This is a genomic window from Bradyrhizobium sp. TM239 (assembly GCF_036247985.1).
Classification (GTDB): Bacteria; Pseudomonadota; Alphaproteobacteria; order Rhizobiales; family Xanthobacteraceae; genus Bradyrhizobium; species Bradyrhizobium ottawaense.
The window spans coordinates 66,586-79,661 of record NZ_BTIR01000024.1 but is presented as its reverse complement, the minus strand read 5'-3'; the positions used below and the strand labels follow the sequence as shown (position 1 = coordinate 79,661).

The window sequence follows — 13,076 nt, the reverse complement described above, 5'->3', positions numbered from 1 at the left end:
AAATCGCATCGCCATGTCGGCCAGGACACGGCCGCGAGCGCGCGACGACCGCAATGCAGTCGCGTAGCCATCGCAGCCGAGTTGGCGATACAGGCGGGTCTCTCGCCGGTCGTTTGATGCGCGCCTCCCAAATGCACGGAGGCCGGCTTTGTTCCTATCGAATTCGGAAAAGATGGAAAAGATAATGTGATCGGGGCTCGCGGATCCCAGCCGCAGATTTGCCTACAACGAAGCAGAGCGTTGCGTGTTTCAACTCTGACAGAGGCCTGCGCCTCCAAAAGAGGTGCGGGTCGCTATCTCTGCAATGAGGAGCACCCGATGTGTGACTATAGCCTGCATGCCGTCGCGACGCGCCCCGCAGAAGTCGGCGAGACGATCGTCACGACAACATTCCGCGGCACCTCGACGCGCGGCTTCGCCTCCGAAGCCGATCTCTCGGTCGCGGTCTGCCTGCTGCCGGGAACGGAGCTCGCCTTCGCCGACAACGTCCGTTACGACAACCGCTGGATCTGGACGCGCACCGTCAACTCCCGCGTCGGCAAGTTCGGCAAGATCGATCCGCACATTCCCGATCGCCATCATGATGCGATCGAATTCCCGGACGGCAAATCCGTGCTGGTGACGCAGCTCGTCGAGGGCCAGCGCGCAACCGTGCTGCAACTGCCGGTGACCCTGCCGATCGGCGAGCGCGAGCACAAGCCGCAGATCATCGCCGACAGTCGCCCGACGGTCACGCGACTGCCGATCGGCTGACGCCCTCCGGCCCGGCGGGTCCGGGGCCAGGATTGAAATGCCGTCGCCGGCCGATGCCGGCGAGCCCGGTGGGTTTTTGTTTAACGAAATTCGATCGGTGAGCGCCGCCGCCGCCGCACCTCGTCGCCGCACGAAGTTTGGGCCGTCCTGCCTGAATTTTGAACCTCCGCTCCGCAGCCAAATGACCGATGCTGTCGTGGTTTGAGGCGGCGGACACGCTCGATGAAAACCTTCATTCGCGTCGTTGAACTCTGGGTGCCTGACCGGACGCGCATGCGGCTGGAATTCGGCGGTGGCCTCTACGACGAAGGGCTGTCCGCGTTCAAGGCCGTCAGCGAAGAGCTGCACTTCGGATATGACGAGGGGCTTCCAGGCAAGGCCTGGGCCTCCGGCCATCCCGTCATCCTCACGAAATTCGCCAACTCCTATTTCAAGCGGACCGAGCAGGCCGTCGCGGCCGGCCTCACCTGCGGCGTGGCGGTGCCGGTGTTTGCAGGCGAATTCCTGCAAGCCGTGATGGTGCTGTTCTGCGGCGACGACGAGGCGCATGTCGGCGCGATCGAACTCTGGCACAACGATCCTGATCTCTCCCACGAGATGGGCCTCGTCGACGGCTATTACGGCGCAGCGGACATGTTCGAATTCAACTCCCGCCACACCAGGTTTCCTCGCGGCTTCGGCCTGCCCGGACGCACCTGGAAGGCGGGCCTGCCGCTGATCATCAAGGACCTGCACGACGCCAAGAGCTTCCTGCGCTGGGAGGACGCCGCCAAGGTCGGGATCAATCTGGGGGTCGGCGTGCCCTACCGAACCGGCACCGACCAAACCTGGGTTCTGACATTCCTCTCCGCGCAGGCAACGCCGATTGCGCGACGCTTCGAGATCTGGGTTCCGAACGAGAGCCGCTCGGCGCTGGTCTTTCGCGCCGGCGATTGCAGCGCGCAGACCGACCTTGCCGCGCTCTATGCGACCAAACTCATCGCCCGAGGCGAAGGCAGCATCGGCGGCGCCTGGGCCACTGGCATGCCGGCGCTCAACGACGATCTCACCCATGACGGCTCGATCGCCGGATCCGAGGCCTGCGCAGCCGGGCTGAACCGGATGGTGGCCCTGCCGGTCATCGGCAACGCAAGGCTCGAAGCCGTGCTGGCCTGGTATCTGTAATCGACCGCGTCAATCGTCGGCCTGCAAGTCGGTCTCCGATGGCGTTGCGTCGCGGTTGCGGGGAGCCGCCTTCGGCGCAAGGCTGCCGTCGAAATCACCTTCGGCGGCACCGGCCGGCAACCACGGGCGGTTGGTGCCCCTCGCCCTCACCGCCTGAACCGAAAAGCCGTCGCCACGCTGCGTCAGGGCCAGCGCGCCCTGGCGAACGAGCCGCTGCCGATCCACCACCATCGCCGCACAATCGGGCGGCGCGGGCCTTGACGTCACCACCAGCGCGGCCCGGCTGCAATCGTCCGCCAACGCGTCGATGCGCGAGGCCAGCGCGACCAGCCGTCCGTCCGCGAGCGGCGTCACGCAGCCCGACTCGTCGCACGATATGCCGCTCGCCAGCGCGTTACTGCCGGCATCGCGCGGATCGGCGTCGGCAGCCAACCACTCCTTGAGCAGGAAATTGTCCTTGCCCGCCCTGATCAGATGCAAACGCCCGTCCCCGCCCCGCACCGCGACGCTCGCGCCATCCCCGGCAATCAGGATATCGGGCTGCCGCACCGACAGCCCCCAGCCGATGGAAACCAGCAGCACCATGGCACCGCACCAGCGCAACGGCGTGCGCAACAGGCCCATCACGATGATCCCCAGGCTCGCTGCGATCAGCGGCGCGATGCCGAACGCCGGGATACGGCCGACCGCACCCGGCAATGCCGCCACCCAGCGCGAGACCGCGACCATCCAGTCGATCCCGATCCCCATCAGCCACCAGAACACGCCGTCGACCCCGAACGGTGCCGCGAGCAGGCCCAGCAGCCCCGCCGGCATCACCAGCGCCGAGACCACCGGCATCGCGCCGAGATTGGCGAGCACGCCGTAGGGCGTGACGCGGTGGAAGTGGAAGGCGGCGTAGGGCGTGGTCGCAAGCCCCGCGATCAACGAGGCCAGGAACAGCATCGCGATCTCGCGGCCGCCCCACATCGCGACGCGCGCGGTCGCCGAATGATCGGGTGAGGCAAACAGGTTCGGCATGCCGATCTGTACCAGTGCGACGAGACCCAGCGTCGCGGCAAAGGACATCTGGAAACTCGGATGCACAAGCGCTTCCGGCGCGACCGCGAGCACGATCAGCGCCGCCACCGCGAGCGTACGGAAGGTGATGGCGCGGCGATCGACCATCACGGCGATCAGCACCACCGCCGTCATGAAGAACGAACGTTGCGTCGCGACCTCTGCGCCAGACAAGAGCAGATAGAACGCAGCCGCCACCAGCGCTGCGGCCGCCGACCATTTCTTGACGGCAAAGCCGGCCGCCAGCCCCGGGATCAAGGCCAGCAGTGCGCGCACCGCGAAGAAGACGACTCCGGCGACGACCGCCATGTGATAGCCGGAGATCGGTCAAGAAAAGATTTTATATAGGTAATGCAGCGCCTTAAAGCAGTGTTGCTTCCCAGAATTCTAGACTGGGAAGTAGATGGGAAGCGGCCTTCGAGGCAACTGGCTTCGGCGCGGTAGCAGTTGGCCATGAACTCCAGCCCTGCCCGCTCCTCGGGCATGGCCGCGTCGGCGGCGAGCTCCAGGCAAAGCCGCTCGAACGCTCTGAGTTCGTCGATGATGCGCCGGTCCTGCCCCATGGGGGCGGATCAGACTCCGGCGCCGGTGGTCTCGTCAAGGCCCTCTGGCGGGCTCTCGTCGCGCTGCCTTTCGATGGCGGCATGTCTCGCCCTTCCCGCCGCCCACACACCTACACACGTCACCCGATCGCCAAGCCTGCCGCAATCGCGGCGCTCGATTTCATTTCGGGGCGACGGCCGATATCGTCAAGTTTGACAAGTCTTGGTTGTGTCAGCAATAAACCTCAATAAAACTGGCTGGGGATTGCTGGGGATGAAAAGGGCTTCTTTCGTGTTCCTGCTGCTGCTGACGGGCTGCTTGGGAGAGGAAGAGCGCTTGGCGGCTGCCAATGCCAAGGACGATCAGCAGTGCCTGTCCTACGGCGCCCAGAAGGGATCGGACGCTTACGTCAATTGCCGCGCCCAGCTCGAAGGGTCGAGACGGCAGGCCGATGCCGCAGTAAGCGCGGCCAACCGGGCCAATCGCGCCCCTAACTGTATCACCACCAGTGGATACGGCGGCCCCCCATCACTTATCTGCAACTGACCGACTAGCGCATTGCGATGATGACGATGGGGCGATCTCTCCGAAAGAGAGCCTAATCTGGTAGAAACGCAAATTCTTGCGTTCCCCGCTCGCCCGGATCAGGTCCGCGTTGGGCTATCCGGTAGCCTCGATGAGCTTCGATGAAGACCCGCTCGGAGAGCCATGTCCTCTCGTATCTCACGAGCTTTTCCGCGGATGAGGACAACCGTCCAGGTCCATTGTCACTCAGGTAAGATGTCTGGACTTCTCGCCTTGCGTCTCCGTCGCTGATCGGAACGCGATGCCAGACCAACTTGGCCGGCCTAATGGCGCAGAGAGCCTGAATGGTCCCGAAAGCGTCGGGCACGTACTGGATCGCCCCGTCGGAATGGACCAGGTCAACGTTTCCGAGCCAGTCGGCTGCCTCCTCGATACGATCGAAAAACCTCAACTTGTCTGTCGCGAGCTCCTTCGCACGTCTCACCATGGCAGGCGTCTCAACCACTGCCCATCGGATGTCTGGTGATTGCCGGTTGGCGGGTTTGTAGTGAACGCCGGCGCCCCCTCCAAAATCGAGTACGGCAGTTAAACCCTCGACCAAGGGCCAACTGGCCTCAGACTGATAAGCGACGGTTTTTTGATAGATGGTGTCGACCAGCTCGTCGCTTTCGTAGCCTTCGATTGCGCCGCGAGGCGGAAGCAGTCGCCTTCGTAGCCTCTGGATTAAACTCATTGTCGTCCCGGTGCTTGGTCGGATTCCGGTTGACACAATCAGAAACATTCAGAAATGTACACCTAGAACGCGAAGTCTCTTCTCAATCAACTCGCGCGGCAAGCCGGCAAAAGCGGGCCGCATGTTTTGGGCCTCTTTCGCGGGTGTTTGCGATGGGCGTATTGCATACGATCGAGCATGGCTTTTTGCGGCCGGTACTACGTCGAATGAGGCCTGCAAAGCGCGTCGTTCTGGGGGGGATCACTGTCGAGTATAAAAGCGAGCTCGATGGAGGCGGCATCGATTTCGGGCAGGCCTTCATCCCGTTTCTGCTCTCCCGCGGAATGCCTAAGCAACCTCGCCTCTTCGAGTGGTGCGCGGGGCCGGCATTTATCGGTTTCTCAATGCTTGGCCACGGCTTGTGCGAAACGCTGTGCCTGGCCGATATCAATCCCGCTGCGGTGGACTGCTGCAAAAATACGGTAAAGCTCAACCACCTTGAGAATCGCGTATCAGTTTACGAGTCCAACAATCTGCGGAGTATTCCAAAGAGCGAGCGCTGGAACTTGGTGGTGAGCAATCCACCCCACTTCATTGATCAGTATGAAGGCGACATCCGCGCGCACGACCCCGATTGGGCAATCCACCGGGAGTTCTTCAACACGATACATCCCCACCTCGCCGACGATGGCGTGATCGTTCTTCAGGAGAACAATCGCGGCTCGACGGTCGACACTTTCCGCGAGATGATTGATGCGGCAGGCCTTAAAATCGTGTTCACTCACGGTGACCACAAGGAGCTCACACGCGAGAGCGTCTTTTACTTCATCGGCATCGCCAAAAAGGGAGCCGAAGTTTCGGCTTGGGCTTCTTAGGCGAGGTGAATAGGTCCTAGTTGGCCACATACTAGCTGGCCCGCTCGACCTAGCGGCTAAGTTTACGCTTCAACGCGTGGATCAAGTCGGTCGAGCTCCTAAACCTACTCCGATAGCGTTTCCTCACCACCGCCTCGGTCATTATTAGCGGTCGCTCGGGCATGCGGTCTCTCGACGTCAGAATGTAGTCGAGAGGCTCTTTATTCTGTTCATCCAGTCTGATTACAACGGCAACACCTGGATGCTGCTTGGCGCTACGCCGTATCGTCCAAACCCGACAGTGCCGCTGTGGGTGCAGCCAACATCGAATGACGCGAAATGATATGAAGGATCCATTATTCAGGGCTAAGCAGCCTCCCGTTCGTTCCGCAATGAGCTGGGCACCCACCTCATGCACCTTAGCGCCAATCCCGACGGCGAGTTGCTGAATCAGGCTTAGTCGCTCGCCCCGCGTATCGATGTAGCTATAGTCGCCTGGCGGGGTGAAACCAATCAGCTCATATGCTTTGCGGAGACTGCCAAACCGACGTTCATATATAGACGCGCAGGGTATCCCCTTCGCTCGGTTGATCGCATCGGCAGACAAGGTGCCCAGCCGGAGCTGCAGGACGCGCAACTTCTTGAGCAATAGATCGGACGAGAGATTTTGTCGTGCCCGACGCTCGATAATCCGCTGAGCGTCGTAGAACACATCGCGCGCTACAACTGGGTCAAGAGAGCCCTCCTTGCGGATCCACTTGGCTTTGCCGTTGATAACGCGACGTTGTCGCAGGTAGCTCGACGTCCGGTAATAGACGGTATTGCCAATGTAGTTTTCGTTGCGAAGGATACGGCCGATCATCTGGAGATTCCAAGGGACGCCGCAATGGTTGACTGCGCCCCCAGCATTCAGCTCGCGGGCAATGTCGGTTTCCCCTTTCCCGCTAACAAAGCTTTCGAATATCCACCGCACGATTGCTATTTCATCGGTAGATCCAGCCCTTAGCAACACTCTATCGGTGTGCAATGCCTTCTGCTCGCCAGGCTGGAGAAAGCCCCTCGAATTGCCCGCTGCGTCGATCAATTCTCTGCGCAGTGCAAAGCCGGGCCGTCCACCCACTCGATAGCCAAGTCCGACGATCCGGCAATGTCCCGCAAAGACTTTTGCCGACTTGTCGCGGCTGTCCTCGGCAGCCATCAGGCGCTTCATGCTTTTCCAGAGGCCTGACATCGGGCTTCCGTCGTTCTCGAAGACTTCAGCGCAATAGATCACCTTCACGCCAGCCAACTTGCAGATGAACTCATAGTAGGCGCTTTCATCCGTGTCTTGAAATCGGCCCCAGCGGCTAACGTCCCGCACGAGGATGTTGGCGAAGTCCGCGGCTCCCAATTGCACGTCATTGAGTAGATCGATAAGTCCCTTGCGGTTGTTGATCCTCAGTCCGCTGATGCCCTCGTCGATATACGTGCGCACGATCTCCAGCCGATGCTCGGCCGCGTAGCTCGCGATCAAGGCCATTTGATTAGCGATCGAGTATTGTTGTCGGTCTGTGGACATTCGGATGTATTGCGCCGCCCGCGGTTCGTTCTCGCGTCGTCGCGGCATCCTGGCATGCTGGACAGTGAGCGCGGTTCCCATGGAACGCCCCCGACCTTTGGCGCCCTGCAGCCTATCCTAACCAGCCCGAAAACCAAGAAGGACCATGCTTCGCGATCCAACCGACCATGAGTGAAATCACGATCGAAGCCGCGCCAGACCAAAGCCAGGACCGACCGCGTGCGGCACTAATCGAACGCAGATACAAGAAGGCACCAAGCAGAGGACCGTAGTTCTTTTTGAAGTCCCCGTTCAGCTTGGCGATCTTGGACAGATCGGAAGTCTCGATTTCGTCGGCCATTGCGCTGGTCCTGTAGGTTTGAGCCAGCGCCCTATAAACTCCTGTTTTGCCCGACGGAGCAAGCGGAATTCGGTATATCAAAAGTTCTGCTCGCGACGGTACGACAATGCCGCTCGTCCATTGGTAGGACTGGACCCGCGATCCACGCCATGGTTGCATGCTCTGTTTCAAAAAGACATTTTGGGGAGAGATCGAAATGAAGACCATTGCTTTCGCTTTTGCGTTCGCACTTGCAGCAACCGCTGCTCACGCGCAATACCAGACCGGCACGGGCTCAAATCCGAGCACGCACCGGTCTTCGGGCTACACCACGAGCACCGGCACTTACGTCCAGCCATATGTCGCCACCAATCCGAACAGCACTCAGCGGGACAACTTCACCGCAACCGGCAACGTGAACCCGTACACCGGATCGGTCGGTACGCACCGGCCGCGGTACTGATTGCCTGCGATGGCGACCCTGCTTACTCTGATCTGGTGGCTGTATGGCTACAGGCTTTGGAAGCGAGCTCGCAACGAGGGAAATTTCGCGCTAATTTGAAGGACGCGGGGCCGAAGCCCCGCGCCCTTCCTCTACCGCTTAAGCCGTCGGAGATGCGTCATCAGCTGCTGCCGATCGCGCTTTCGATGGATCCTGCGCCGGCGCTTCATGCGGATTGCTCCTCGCGCTTGCGGCGCGTCGGATGAGCCGCTAGAAAATCGATATCCTGAGCAATGGCGGCCTCGATCCGGTCACGCGACAGGTCGGTATACTTGTGCTCTTCCGCCGCCAGCGCTTTCTGCTTCCACGTGATATCCGTGAGCCGATGAGCGGGAGTTAGGAACAGCTCGGCGATTGCCTTTCGATAGTTCGCCGCGATCGGATGCCAATGTGAGTTCTCGGTCTTTTGGTGGTTGTCCCCCTCAGGCAGGCCGGCACGCTGCACGCTGCTGATGGCGGTATGCATCTTCATGCAGGCTTTCCAGTACTCGACCTTCCGCTCAGCCTTCCACCACGCCTCACGGCGCTGCAGACGCAGCTTTGCATTCCTGGCCGTCTCGGTGGTCGGCTCCGATTGAAGCCGACGCAGTCGGCGCGCATCGCCTGGCATCATCAGTTCGACCACATTTTCGGTCGGCAAGGGATTGTTCGGCGCGTAAGACGAGGCGCGCGATGGGAACGTGAGGATGTTGCTCATGCCATCGCTCCCTGCTGCCAGATCTGGGCCGATGCCTCTTCCCTGAGTCGGGCGAAGTCGCTGAACGGCCTTGCTCGTCCCCGGTGTCGGACAGCCGGGCGGGCTGAAAACGAATCCACAGACTCCGCTCGTGGCGGAAACATGGGTCTATCGATGGTCATGGGTGGTTGCTTCCAGGATTTGGCTTGTCACAGCCGTCACCGGCGTCGGGCCGGCAGCCGGGGGGTGACAAACAGCCTGGAAGACTGCTCAGAGCGCTTTTAAGGGTTGCCCCTCTGGACATAGCACCCCGTCCCCGGCCATAAAGCCAGAGTTGGAGCGCCGCCAAGCGCTACCGATGAGCGCCTGAGGAAACCCGCCAAGGTCTCCTACGCGCATCTAGGGCTCACCCCGCCAAGGGTCGCCCATATTCCAGGTCCGGGTTGTCACACCCACGGACACCATCAGCTGATTTGCTCAAAAAATCCACCCCCAATGGGGTGGCACGCTGCTTGCCAGTCGGACGTTCCCCAGCATGGAGGCGTGCACCGATGGCACAGCGACTTCGGATTTCAAAGCAGCCAAAGGCCAGTTTGACACATATCGCGCGCGAGATGGTGAGGTTGCTGGACGCGATCGAGGAGCTCGATGAGCTTAGAGAAAGGGTCCGACTTGCCGAGGCCGCCCGCGTGTTGCACTAGGCCCACGTGGAAAGTTCCATCCCCTTTCGGGAAAGCTTCGGCGCGCGGCGGTTGCCCTGGGGATTCCCCCAGGGCTGGGGCCGAAAGCATCGCGCGTGCCTAAGTCCACAGGTTGTGGGTCACGCTGTCGCCCCTTCTGCCGCCGCCGTCGTCGAACATGGCTTCGTCCAGTGACAAGAGCAGGCTGTTGCCGAACTTTGCGTACTGGGTCGGGAACATGCGGTTCGTGATCCGTAGAAATTCTCGCCACCGAAGCGGCGCATCGTCGAGCGTGAGTTTGCCCTCTAGAATTGAAAGCATCATCTCGCTCATCACCTCCTTACGGGTCTCGAAGTCGAGATTTCGCGGGACGGCGCGATCGACCACTGTGAACACCTCGTGAGACGGCCCCGCAATGACACCTGTAAGCGCAGGCTCCCGCGTTAGAAGTTTTCGTGGGGTAATGATGCGTCTACCACCGGTAGGGTCTATAGCCCAACGGCGAAGCTGGGCTCTGCTGTTGCTGCCGGCCGTCGCCGACTTTACCAAAAGATCAAACGCGGGATGTTGCGCACGGTAGAACCTGAGCTTGCGGTAACTAAACAGAGGCTCCTGAACTAACTTGCCGGCAATCTTGCCCGTGCATACCAGGTTGAGCGAGCTGCCACCATTGAGCAGCTCCGTGGCGCGCTCAATTTGCCCTGCAGTCGGCGGCCGAGGAGTAGAGTAACGTAGCTTCGTGCAGGTCATGCATTTTCGCTCTCGCCGACCGGGCGCGATGTAGAGGTTGTCGCCGGAGAGAGGGTGACCTTGCTTGCAATGAGTCAAATTTCGCTTGTGACCCTTACCGAAGTCTGCCGCCTTTGCATTCGCCCGCGCTAGCTTCATCGCCTCGGCTCCCCACGCCGGATAGGCAGCGCAGTGAGCTTTGAACTTTGTCAAAGACACGATCATCTTGCCAAACTTTCCGCCGCCAGTGATACGCCGCAGCGTCAGCCCGTTCCGAAGCGCCTCCATGCACTCCGCAACCTGAGAGGACGTCATCAGCGTCGGATACGGACAGCTTCTCCGTGCCGCCAGCTGTGCGGCGTTAATTTCGTCGAGACAGGATCCGATTTCCCGACAATCGGTCTGGTGTGGACACGCGGCGCAGTTCATCAATGCGGAGGCAGGCATACACAGCTCCATCGAGCGCGTGATTGCGCCAGTAAAAGCGGCTCCTGAGTCGCGGCGGGTCAATGACCAAAGGATGGCCTGCACACAGAACAGGCGGGCCTGTTCGTAACTCGCAGAGTGCCTACGATGCGCGTTGCGTCGCGTCGGCACCCGGGTGTCCTTTATGGCAAACGTGATCAGCCTGATTCTCGGTGCATCACTTCCTATTTTCAAAGGATCAACCTCGAGCGGCATCGGCCATGCGTATTCCGGCGAAAGCAGATGACATCGTTGAGATCTACGCTGATGAAAGCAGCCAGAACAAGCACCGCTATCTGGTGCTCGGCGCAATCGTCATTCCGATGCTCGACACTCCTGATCTGATCGAGGCTATTAATAAAGCCAGGTTACCGGAGTTACCCCAAGGCGAGGCCAAGTGGACCAAAGTGTCGCAGGCCAAGCTGGCCGCCTACAAGCGAATAACCGATGTGTTTTTCGACAATCAGGAGCGGTGGCACTTTCACTCGCTGTTTGTGGACACGACGCAGCAGAACCACAAAAAGTTCAACGACGGCGACAACGAGATTGGCTTCAACAAGGAGCTGTATCAGCTCGCGAACAAGGTGGGCCAATTGTATTCGAAGGCCTACTTCCACCTCTATCCCGATTATCGAGATACCAAGAGTACGCCTGAAGAGTTGCGGCAAATCCTATGTCATGGTGCGCGGAAACGCGGCGATCCGAGAGACTGGTTCGTTCGTCGCTGTCAATTTCGGGACTCCAAAAGGACCATGCCGCTCCAGCTCGTCGACATCCTCATCGGCGCGATTGCTTACCAACTGAACGGTCACGACAGGGCGGAGGATGCCAATCCCGCAAAGGTGGAACTGGGCAAGTACATCATGGCACGCGCCGGCATTGGCAATATCGCGAACGGAACTGCGCGCGTTGCCAAATTCTCAGTCTGGCCGCGTAAGCTACGAAAATGAAGGAAGGTGGTCCCTAGCCTCTAGATCAGCGAGCCAATCCCCACCTTTGGGTGGGTGCCACCGCCTAGGCGGTGGCGTCAGGCTAAGGAGTTGACAAGAACATAGTGATTCCCGGGCGCCCTGTGAATTAGTGGGAAAACTATTTTTTTCACCAATGTTCCTCGGGCGTTAACGATCAGCAAATCGATCACGATGATTCGCCCGGCGATCACCGGCATTGGAACTTGTTGCCGGGCCAAGTCCTCTGGCGTGGCGGGCTTAAAACTCAGCGGCCAAGCACTGGATGCTCGATATCGACGATGTCGTGCCGGAGTCGTTGGTCGCGACCGATGCGTCGTACCAAACCTGCGTGCTGAGAGTGAGGCCGCTGATGATACCCTCTACGGCGAATAACATAAGCGGGCTTCCCGCCGCCGCGGTCGAATAGGTCCTGCCACTATCGAATACTGTCCCTGTCAGCGCGGCGGCGTTGCTTGGAGCCGATCCCGTTCCATAGCGGCCAAGTACCGTCGTGTTTTTGCTGATGTTGTTGTTCGTGACGTTGCCGATGATTGTGAACCTGATGCGGCCAGTTGTTGCCGGCGTCACCTTGCACGTTGCTCCGAGGCCCATCATCACGCCGGTTGTGTTGGCCGTGCCGCCCGGGTTTGCAGGGGTCGCACTTTGGTGAGCACTTGTGAGCTGGAGAGTGCCGAAACCAACGCCCTGGATCTGCGTCGAGCTCGTCCACTGCGCGATCTGGTTTGCCGACGGCGTGCCCGAGACGACGACGTTGCCGGTGCCGGCGCCGGTGTTGCAGCCGAAGGTATGCGTCGACGTCGAGTAGGTCAGCGAATTCGTGCAGTTGTTGATGGCCGTCGCCGACGCGGTGGTCGAACCCCAATAGCCTAGGACGGTGTCGAGCGTGCCGGCGGCAAGGCCAATGGTGCGCGAACTGGCAAGCGTGCCGCCGCCGGAAAGCGGTGACGCGGTATTGATCGAGGTGGTAGTCAAGGCCGGCGGCGCACCAGCATCCGCGAGCGTGCCTTGTGCGGCACCGATGACGATGGCGTCGCCGGCAGTGGCGCCGGTGAACGTCAAATTCAGCGTGACACCGTTGCAGCCCGCGATTGTCACCGCGTTCGGCGAGGACGGATTTTGATACCATCCACCCGGAGAGACGATCGAGTTGACCGATGTGATCTGCCCGCCGGTGGCGTGAAGCGAGATTGTCGCTTGCGTTCCCGCCCCGCCGGTGGTGGTGGCTGTGAAGTCGCCGTTCGACGCGCAGCTTCCACCCACCGCCACCGCAGCGGTGGCGACGCGCGCGAGGGGCGCGGATACGGAGCCCTTTAACGCAAGCTGTGCGGAGAGCTGATCGAACGTGATTGATTGCGAGGGGCCCGAGCCACTGCCGGTCCCGATGCGCCCGATTACGGTGTTGTCGCCGACGGCGTTGTATTGCTGCGCCTGCGCGAAAGATAGCGAAGCGAGGGCAAGCGTAACGATCAGTGATGCCTTGATGCCGTTCATGCGTTTTAGACCCCGCTCGATGTTTGGCGCCTCTCATGGGTGGCCGCCTCTTTACGCGAAACACAATCTGTGGCC

11 protein-coding genes and 1 pseudogene are annotated in these 13,076 nt (G+C 60.6%); 6 read left to right on the top strand and 6 right to left on the bottom strand.

Annotated features, from left to right (window positions below; all coding sequences use genetic code 11):
* Nucleotides 1-318: 318 nt before the first annotated feature.
* Both AABA84_RS31590 and AABA84_RS31585 read left to right on the top strand, forming a co-directional pair.
* A complete protein-coding gene (locus AABA84_RS31590) occupies nt 319-753 on the top strand; it encodes a hypothetical protein (RefSeq protein WP_212250925.1) in 435 nt (144 codons plus the stop codon).
* Nucleotides 754-975: 222 nt separating this feature from the next.
* On the top strand, nt 976-1,917 hold the full coding sequence (locus tag AABA84_RS31585) for a GAF domain-containing protein (RefSeq protein WP_338314076.1): 942 nt from the start codon (nt 976-978) through the stop codon (nt 1,915-1,917).
* A 9-nt stretch (nt 1,918-1,926) separates the two neighbouring features.
* Here AABA84_RS31585 and AABA84_RS31580 read toward each other — a convergent pair.
* Nucleotides 1,927-3,300: pseudogene (locus tag AABA84_RS31580) on the bottom strand (ComEC/Rec2 family competence protein); the annotation flags it as partial.
* Nucleotides 3,301-3,741: 441 nt separating this feature from the next.
* Here AABA84_RS31580 and AABA84_RS31575 point away from each other — a divergent pair.
* Entirely contained in the window at nt 3,742-4,065 is a 324-nt protein-coding gene (locus tag AABA84_RS31575; RefSeq protein ID WP_338314075.1) for a hypothetical protein, read from the top strand.
* An 864-nt stretch (nt 4,066-4,929) separates the two neighbouring features.
* Nucleotides 4,930-5,631 carry a methyltransferase gene (locus AABA84_RS31570; RefSeq protein WP_338314074.1) on the top strand — a complete coding sequence of 234 codons (702 nt, stop codon included), beginning with the start codon at nt 4,930-4,932 and terminating at the stop codon, nt 5,629-5,631.
* Nucleotides 5,632-5,680: 49 nt separating this feature from the next.
* Here the strand turns inward: AABA84_RS31570 and AABA84_RS31565 are convergent, their stop codons facing one another.
* The gene (locus AABA84_RS31565) at nt 5,681-7,249 is read right to left on the bottom strand and encodes a recombinase family protein (protein WP_338314073.1); all 1,569 of its coding nucleotides are present in this window, start codon (nt 7,247-7,249) and stop codon (nt 5,681-5,683) included.
* 31 nt (nt 7,250-7,280) lie between these two features.
* Complete coding sequence (locus AABA84_RS31560) at nt 7,281-7,508, bottom strand: hypothetical protein (protein WP_338314072.1); 228 nt, start codon at nt 7,506-7,508, stop codon at nt 7,281-7,283.
* Nucleotides 7,509-7,704: 196 nt separating this feature from the next.
* Here AABA84_RS31560 and AABA84_RS31555 point away from each other — a divergent pair, with 196 nt between their 5' ends.
* Nucleotides 7,705-7,950 (top strand): hypothetical protein, encoded by a 246-nt coding sequence (locus AABA84_RS31555; protein ID WP_338314071.1) that lies wholly within the window; start codon nt 7,705-7,707, stop codon nt 7,948-7,950.
* A 205-nt stretch (nt 7,951-8,155) separates the two neighbouring features.
* Here the strand turns inward: AABA84_RS31555 and AABA84_RS31550 are convergent, their stop codons facing one another.
* Nucleotides 8,156-8,686 carry a hypothetical protein gene (locus AABA84_RS31550; RefSeq protein ID WP_338314070.1) on the bottom strand — a complete coding sequence of 177 codons (531 nt, stop codon included), beginning with the start codon at nt 8,684-8,686 and terminating at the stop codon, nt 8,156-8,158.
* Nucleotides 8,687-9,465: 779 nt separating this feature from the next.
* Nucleotides 9,466-10,755: a hypothetical protein gene (locus AABA84_RS31545; RefSeq protein WP_338314069.1), complete on the bottom strand. Its 1,290-nt coding sequence runs from the start codon at nt 10,753-10,755 to the stop codon at nt 9,466-9,468.
* A 5-nt stretch (nt 10,756-10,760) separates the two neighbouring features.
* Between AABA84_RS31545 and AABA84_RS31540 the strand changes: the two genes are divergently transcribed.
* Nucleotides 10,761-11,489 (top strand): DUF3800 domain-containing protein, encoded by a 729-nt coding sequence (locus AABA84_RS31540; protein ID WP_338314068.1) that lies wholly within the window; start codon nt 10,761-10,763, stop codon nt 11,487-11,489.
* A gap of 258 nt (nt 11,490-11,747) precedes the next feature.
* Here the strand turns inward: AABA84_RS31540 and AABA84_RS31535 are convergent, their stop codons facing one another.
* Nucleotides 11,748-13,001 (bottom strand): hypothetical protein, encoded by a 1,254-nt coding sequence (locus tag AABA84_RS31535; RefSeq protein WP_338314067.1) that lies wholly within the window; start codon nt 12,999-13,001, stop codon nt 11,748-11,750.
* Nucleotides 13,002-13,076 lie beyond the last annotated feature (75 nt).